At 57.2% G+C, this 8,634-nt stretch carries 1 protein-coding gene; it reads right to left on the reverse strand.

Features of this window, described 5'->3' with window-relative positions; all coding sequences use genetic code 11:
* Window positions 1-60 precede the first annotated feature (60 nt).
* Window positions 61-8,529, reverse strand: a complete 8,469-nt coding sequence (locus tag IEX75_RS16510) for a beta strand repeat-containing protein (protein ID WP_229720890.1) — start codon at window positions 8,527-8,529, stop codon at window positions 61-63.
* Between the last annotated feature and the right edge of the window lie 105 nt (window positions 8,530-8,634).

The following is an 8,634-nucleotide window of genomic DNA, read 5'->3' on the forward strand; positions in this document are numbered from 1 at the left end:
GCTTTTTTTCCAAAACAGCCCTCCTTGATTGCCAAGGAGGGCTTATGTACCAAACGGGCGTCAATGCGCCTGCGCGGCCAATGCAATCGCGTACGCTTCCGATGCCGTAGATGCCAAACCACTCTCCGCCGAAGCTTGTGGACTGAAGCTCGCCATCGCCTCCACCAACTGCGCATGCGCCAGATCGGCCGAACCAAAGGCAGATGGCCCTCTTGATGCATGCGCGGTAGCTGATTGAGCATTCGACGACAGCGCCGCCATCGTGCGATCCAGCGAGCTCAACGACCACAGAGTGCCATCCTGCAGTTGGATTCGCTCGCCCTTGCTCTTTTCCTGCCCGTTCAGCGTCTGCACGCTGCCCTGGGCACTCAGCGCCTTGATCATGTCATTGGCTGCAGAGGCAGTGCGGCTAAGCCAGAGCCCCTTGCTGGACGAAGCCGGCGCCTGCCCCCAATTTCTCCCCGCGTCTCGCGGGGCTGTGCCGGGCTGCTGCGAGGCCCCCTTCGCGCCAAGCGTTTCCCATGAGTTGGCATCATTGGGATCGCCCTCCACCGGATCGTTCGGTGCGCCAGCATCCACGTGACTGTCGGAATCCCAGAGAACTAAAGCGGTGTTGTTAAGAGCAAGACCATTGAGTCCAGTACTCGGCGTTGGCTGGCCTGAAGCTGGCGAGACATAAGGTGCCGCAGCACCATTGCTGGAGCTGGACTGGAGATTCCCGTCCGCTCCGTCGGCACTGGAGTTCGGAATCACTGAAGGCAAACCCGCATGAGCCTCCGCTTCCTTCTTGCCGTGGATCGAAGCAACGTTGCCGATGGAACCGCTGGTCTGCGACACCATCTTTGGCGTGCCACTGGACACTACTGCCTTTGCAGGATGCGCCGATTTCGAAGTGACCGAGTCGGAGGACAGCGTCTTGCTGCTCTGAACCTTTGCTGCGGCTTGCGGAATTTCAGAATTTGCGAGTGACTCTTCGTTATTCGAAGAGTCAGAGCTCAATTGCTGATTGATCTGCGCCATGGTGACCGACGAGCCATCCGCAAAGGCCAGCTCACTGATGTCACTACTGATCGGCGTACCGTTGACGAAGTGATTGGCCACCGTGATCGTGCCGGTACCGCCATTAGCTTCGGCCACGGTGATAATCAGATTCGACCCGCTTTGCGTATAGCTCAATTGCGAAGCATCAATACCCGCCAGGAATTGGATCGTATTAGTTCCCTGTTCCGAAGCAGCGACATTGATCGTCGTCAAACCGAAATCTTCGCCGAATTCGTACGTTTCCGTTCCCGTACCGCCCTGCATCACATTGATATACGTGCCAGCTACCAACGTGTCCATATCACTGCCACCGATCAGCGTCGTATAACCCGTACCGCCCACCAGGGTATCCGCACCGTTGTCGCTGTTGAGCGTGTCACTCCCTGTGCCCCCTACCAACGATTCATTGCCTGTGGAGGCGTACAGATTTTCGCTAAACGGCAGCGTTGTATACGGCACCCACGTCGAACCATCTGCGAACGTTATCTTTGAAAGTTCGCTATAGGAATATTGCGACCACCCACTGAAGTCGATGCTATGACCGGTCAGCGTATCAGTCAGAACGAGATCGTTTCCCTGCAACTGCGCGTCAATATCTTGCGAAAGGATGCCTGCACCAAAATTCAGAGTGCTCTTGTTACTAGGGTTCGTAGCGATACCCGTTACAGTTGCGTCACCAAAATCCGCATCAACCGTATATGTCTCGTCACCGATACCCGAGTTGATTTGCGATGAACCTGTGCCAAGCGTGAGATCCTCGCCCATGCCAAGGTTGTAGGTGTCATCACCCGTTCCTCCGATTACCGTCACGTTTGACTGGGAAAACCCCACGATCTCGCCTCCGGCACCGTCAGAGACGCTAGCGGGTGTCCATAACGCTCCGTCATAGATTTCCGTGCCATCTGGCGTTAGTTGGAATGCGCGCCCTTGCGCAGTAATAAGATCTGCATTGACACTGGATAGTGACAAATTCTCTCCGTCGGCGAACGTCAAACCTTGAATATTGTCAGTCGGTTGGCCGATGGCGCTGAAATAATTATCGACCTGGACCAGTTCGAATTGTGAGTCGATCGTGATGCCTACCTCGAGCGCGGTACCGTTCTGCTGAAACACCAGGTCCGAGGGAGTGATGTCACCATTGAAGGCCAGAACATTGACTCCGTTCTCCGTGGCATTTGGCTGGATAAGCGTTTGACCGAGGCCGCCGTAAACGCTATCGGTAAATGGCGTATGCCCACCTGGATTGATTTCATAGGTTTCCGTGCCTGTGCCGCCGTCCATCTCGGTGTAGCCGACACTAGCCACCATTAGGTCGGTACCCGTTCCACCGATCAAGGTATTGGGCCCGCCGACGGCATTGACGACCAAGGTGTCGTTGCCGTTGTCGCTAGCCAATGTACTGTTGTAACCAGCGAACTGAAGGGTGCCCGTCGAACCCGTTGCAAACTCGGTGAACTGTTGATTGATCTGGGCAGAGGTAACGGTCGAGCCATCTGCAAAGTTCAGGCTGCTGATGCCGTTGGCGTCCACAAAATAATTAGCCAGTACAAGCGTATCGCTTTGCCCGCTGGCCTGCGACACCGTAATGACCAAGTTGGCGCCCTGTTGGGCATAGCTCAGCTGGGACGGATCAATGCCCGCGGCAAACTGGATCGTGTTGGTGCCGTCTTCCACTGCCGAGGTTTCAAGAACCGTGTTTCCAAAACCTGGTGCAAACGCATAGGTTTCTGTTCCTGAGCCTCCTTCCATCTGGTTGGACCCAGTTCCCGCCACCATCAGGTCTGTGCCACTTCCGCCAATCAAGGTGGTGGCGCCGGTGCCGCCCACCAAAGTATCGGTGCCGTTGTCGCTGTTGAGTGTGTCGTTCCCAGCCGTACCGGTCAGGGATTCATTGTTGACTGAGGCGTGTAGATTTTCATCGAACGGCGCGGAGGGGGAATCCCAGTTCACCCACCATATCGAGGAATCCGCAAAGTCTATCGTCGAAAGCTCACTGTCGGTGTTGCTGTACCAGCCGCTAAAGTCAATGCTGTGGCCGCTCACCGTATCGGTCAGCACCAGATCGTTGCCTTGTTGTTGTACGTCAATATCCTTAGGCAAGATGCCGGCACCAAAGGTCAGAGAGCTTCGGTAGCTGGGACTGGTCACGCTGCCAATAATGGTGGCACTACCGAAGCCCTCATTGGCTTCGTAGTAATTCTCTGTGTTGCCGGCATTGATCTGCGCATTGCCCGTGCCTAGCAGAATGGTGTTGTAGCCAGCACTACCTGAGGTGTTTGAGATATTGACGGTATCAGTGCCGCTTCCCAGCGTAAGGGTGTCATCCTCGCCAAGGTTGAACACGTCGTTGCCTGAACCGGCAACGGTCGATGAACTATCCGGCACCGCAATGGTGTCTGCCGCCGACTCGCTTAGGATTTGGTTGATCTGCGCCATCGACACCGTAGTGCCATCGCCGAAGATGATTTGGCCGATATCGTTGACTGGCTGCCCATTCACGTAATGATTGGGCAGTGTGATCGAACTTGGCTGGCCATCCGCACCGGTTGAACCGGTCACCGTTATCGTCACGTTGGTGCCATCCGACGAGAACGTTACATCCGAACTGGTGATATCGCCGAGGAATTGGATGGTGTTGCTGGCACTGGCAGTATTGGCTTCGATGGTGTCCTGACCAAAGCCGGTACCGAATGCATAGGTTTCGTTACCGCTGCCCCCAACAAGTAGCTGGTTGCCGGTGCCGGCCTCCAGCAGATCGCTGTTTGCAGTACCGGTCAGCGTCTCGTTGCCGCTGTTACCGATTATCGTGTCTGAGACACTGCTTGACCCATCGGCGCTGTACACATAGGTTGAATCCGAGATCACTCCGTTGGCGCTTGTCACATCTGCAGTCAGCACTTGGCCCTTCGCGTTGTAGGTATACGCGTCCGTCGACCCATCGGGGTTCGTGTCCAGCTCGCTTACCAGCTGATTGGCGGCGTTGAACCCCAGGACCGACGTGGTCGAAGCACCTCCCCACGGCGTTGACACCTCCGTGTCGATATACGAGCCGTCGGCGTTATAGACGTAGGTGTCCGTGACCTCAAACCCATCTGCGTACACATAGGCGTCAGCCGTGTAGTTGCCACTCGAATCGACGGTATATGCGTAGTAAGTCTGCTGCTGGGACGGCGTAAAGCTATAGCTCGTCACCGAACCGTCGGGATTGCTGATACTGTCGCTCGTACCTGTGACTGCACTATCAGACAGAAGCTGGGCGAGTGTGAGAGTCGTCCCATCAGAGAACTTGAACGATTGGATCGGTAGAGATTGAACCGGATTTAGTGGGTTGAATCCTTCGATACTTACTGAATCCCCTGCCCCGCCCGTCGAGATCACGAGTGCGCCATCGCTCGCAATGCTCAAGGTGAGGGATGAAGGTGTGATCCCGACACCAAACTCGAGCACGTTCGCGCTCGTTGAATTCGTAGCGACCGATTCAGAGATGATCTCGGCACTGCCGCCTGGGTTGTACTGGAAGGTGTCCTGTCCTGAATTGCCAGCGAGCGTATCTCCTGCGTATCCCCCCACCAAGGTCTCTGGACCAATGGATCCACCGACTATCTCCTGGTCTGCTCCCGTCGCTTCATAAATCGAAGCCCCGACGTTAAAGGACGTCGCATTGCCCCATGTCACGCCGTCGAATGCCGACACCTGAATGCTATCAATGCCAGCCGCTCCCGCTACGTACGTAAGCTCCTGCAGCTGACCCGCGCTGACGTCGAATGCTTGTCCAGGCGTTTGCACAACCCCGTTCAACTCGAAGTAGCCACCATTCGTTCCAGTGTTCGAGATTTGATACCAGGTGATCGGCAGTCCGCTGCTATCAGAGCCGCTGAAGAGGCTCCCACCTTGCACGATGGTTCCCGCCGAGACGTGACTAATCCCGAGCGTGACCTCTGGATTGAAATCACTGATGGATACTGGAGCTCCCGCCATGGCGATGAGCTGGCTTCGGCTGAGCACTTCACCATCGGAGAATTCGAAACGGTCGATGCCGTCTTCATCACCATTCGATGGCGCTGGATACAGTGCTGCGTCATTAAAGCCGAATGGCAGGAGTACGCTCGAATTACCATAGGTAATCTGAAGTTCCTCACCCGTAGACAACAACCCAGGCTCCATGGTGGATGGGACCGGCACGTCGGTGATGAGCCGATACTGCAGATCCTGCGGCGTGATCCCGTTTGGCATTACCAATGTACTTTGAGGAAGGGGCGCTCCACCGTAGTACGCGCCCTGGATATAGATGTCTTCCGTGGATGCACCTTCAAGAGACACGTACACCGTGCTGCCCATGGCGGCGAGAATTTGGTCGAATCCCGAGCCGGCCGCGATGACGTCGGCACCACCGGAACCCACGATCGAATCATTGCCGCTGCCCGCCTCGATGAAGGCACCCAATGGCAGCGCACCATTCGACGGATAGTATTCGGGCTGAGTCGGTCCCCCAGCGACGTTACTCATACCGAGATTAACGGACACATTGCCATTACCGGTATCGACCGTGCCGACGAAACCGGTATCCGACGTGCTCGTGCTAACGCCATGTCCATTGTAGTTATAGCTGCTGCTTCCTGCGCCTGCGGTAATGACATCATTCCCACCATCACCCGTGACGTTGTACACCGTGAAGCCTTGGGTTTCCTGGTAAGTATCCGTATAGACCGGAACCGTCTCCACGGTGGTCGCGGTCCCAGTTTGCACGTTCTCGGTCGTAGGCAGCTGAGTGACTTCGAACCCTTGGCCCCCGGCATCGGTTGTCGCCTGAATGCTAAGGCCATAGGGGTTGCCTACCCCGGACTCGTTGTCCATGGTCTCGATTTGGAGCGAAGTCAACGAGGAGTCAGGAATGAACTCTTCCCAGCCTGGGATCGTGACTTCCCCATACGTCGGCGTCGTCACCGCATAGGTGGTCGACCCAGTCTGCGTGACAGTGAACGTTGTTTGCTCGTTATCCGAGTTTCCGAGATTGGCTGCTCCGCTCTGAGCCGTTACGTTCTGCGTGGTGATTCCGTTGAACTGATATTCGTTTCCTGGCCCTTGGGCGAACGATGCAGATGGCTTCGACAGGCCACCGCCCTGTTGACCGGCCTGATTCAGCGTAGCCGTGAGATTGGCTTCGAATTCCTGCTGGAGATCGGCGACCTCCTGCGTGTAATTGGAAGGAGGCTGGCTTTGAGACGAACCGATCAATACGGCCAACGGCTCCGCGGCACCCGCGCTGTCGGCGACCATCCACAGCTTGCCGCTTGAGTTTGTACCGTAGAACCCTTTTATGATCGCGGTGGTACCACCCGTGGTGGACTGCAGGATCATGTCTCCGTTGGTACCTTGCTCTGCGGTGAAATCCGTGAGCGTCATACCGACAGGAAGCTCGATCAGCTCCGTGGCGCTTGCGCTACCCGGATAGTACGTGACGGTACTTCCCGCGGTGAGTACGATCGAATCGGCTTGCGCCCCGCCGTACATGACCGTATTTCCCGTGCCGGCAACGAGTGTGTCATAGCCCGCGCCACCAACCAGCGTGTCGTCGCCCAGGCCCCCGACGAGCACATCGGCGGTCCCGAAGCCGTCGAGCTGCTGATTGCCACTGCCTCCGGCCACAGTGTCTTCATTGCCGGCACCGACTAGCGTTTCGCTCCCGGACCCACCAATAAGACTGGCTTCATTCCCCGAAGCCAGCAGGGATTCGATGCCGATTCCTGCCGTGAGCGTGTCGGACGCACCGGTGGCAAGGATCGTGTCGTTTCCGGAGCCACTCAAAGAAACGGCTGGCGAGGTGTTGATGAATGCGTCACCGCTTGCACCAACAATCGAACCGGGCATGACATTCGCACTCGCAAGCAGTTCCGCCAACGTGAGTTGTGTACCATCGGCGAACGCAAACTGATCAATATTTCCCGCAAGGCCGCCCTGGATGGTGGCGCTGCTGCTTCCATCCCGAATCAGTAGCGCTGGATTACCCGTGGAATCGGTGGTCAACCCCAAAGTGAGATCGGCAGCACTAATTCCGGCTCCGAACTGGATCATGCCAGTCCCTGCTCCCGGCTGGATCTCCGCTTGCCCGAATCCAGAATTCAAGACGTAGGTCGTAATCCCTACGTCGCCTTTCAGCACATCACTGCCGGAGCCTGCCACCAGGACGTCGTCGCCCGAACCCCCAACCAACGTGTCGCTGCCCGTCCCCGCAATCAGAGTGTCGTTGCCTGAGTTCGCCTCAAGCAGATTGGACAAGTCGGTGTTACCCATACCTGTCACGTTCGAAGAACCTTCCAGGACCAGGGTGTTGACGTTGGCCGACAACGCATAGCTAACCGACGATTCAATCGTATCGTTTGTCGTGACGGAGTTCGCTTGCACGACGTCGGCGGTGTTGTTGACCACAAACGTATCGCCACCGCCGCTTCCATCGATGAGCGTATCGATGCCAGTGCCAGCGATCAGCGTGTCGTTCGTGCCCTCAGCAGTCAGCAAATCCTGCCCGGAACCGCCAGTCAGGAGATCGTTCGCCCCTGTCGCCTCAAGCACCTGATCACCGGTGCCGCCTGTAACCGAATCGTCGCGCCCACCCGCTGTAAGGCTGTCCGCACCCGAACCGCCAGTGACCTGCGCAGAGCCACCACCGACGAATACCGTCGATCCCTCATCATTCGTCTGCGATACGTTGATCGTGTCGTTGCTACCCCACGCCGAGATCGTATCGGCCGCCGCCGCGTTCGTACTGAGTGTCGTACTGTCGTCCACGTTGAACGCCATGACGCCGGATGCACCCTGAAGCGTCTGATCGCTCCCATCACCAACCCCACCTGCATCAAGGAGCTGGTCGAGGCTGTACGTGGAGCCATCAGCGAAAGCGACGCTTCCCACTGCCCCGGTGAGGCCGCCGAATACATCGATCGCCCCGCCATCGTCGATCTCCAGCGCCATTTGTCCGTCTGTGGTCTGAACCGCCGTCACCGAGAGATCGGTATCCGCAATGCCGGTGCCAAACGTGAGACTTGCCGTGCCGCCCGACTGGGCGATGGCATCATCCGAGAACCCAGAGTTGAAGATATAGGTCTCATTGCCTGAAGTGGCAAAAAAGTTATCCGCCCCCGATCCTGCTGTAAGCGTGTCTGCCCCGCTACCGATAAGGCTCTCATCACCACTGCCGGCAAAGAGCTGATCCGCACCACCGGCGGTGTCCTCCAAAACGTCAGCACCTGCACCACCATATAGCGTTTCCGTACCGCTACCTGCAATGACTGTGGTGGGGTTGCTGTCATCGCCACCGTCTCCGGCGTACAGCACATCGGTGCCGCTGCCGCCTTCGATAGCATCCACGCCGAGACCGCCGTATATGGTCGTGTCTCCGGCCCCCGCCACGACAGTTGTGGATGCAGTCGACGTACCGCCATCACCCGCATAAATGACCGTCGAGCCGTTACCACCCTGGATGGCATCCACACCGAGACCACCGTAAATGGTTGTACTTCCAGCGCCGCCCAGTACAGTCGTCGGTGCAGTCGACGTTCCGCCATCACCCGCATACAGCACGTCGGTCCCACCACC

The organism is Dyella nitratireducens, from assembly GCF_014642835.1.
In the GTDB taxonomy this organism is placed as follows: domain Bacteria; phylum Pseudomonadota; class Gammaproteobacteria; order Xanthomonadales; family Rhodanobacteraceae; genus Dyella_B; species Dyella_B nitratireducens.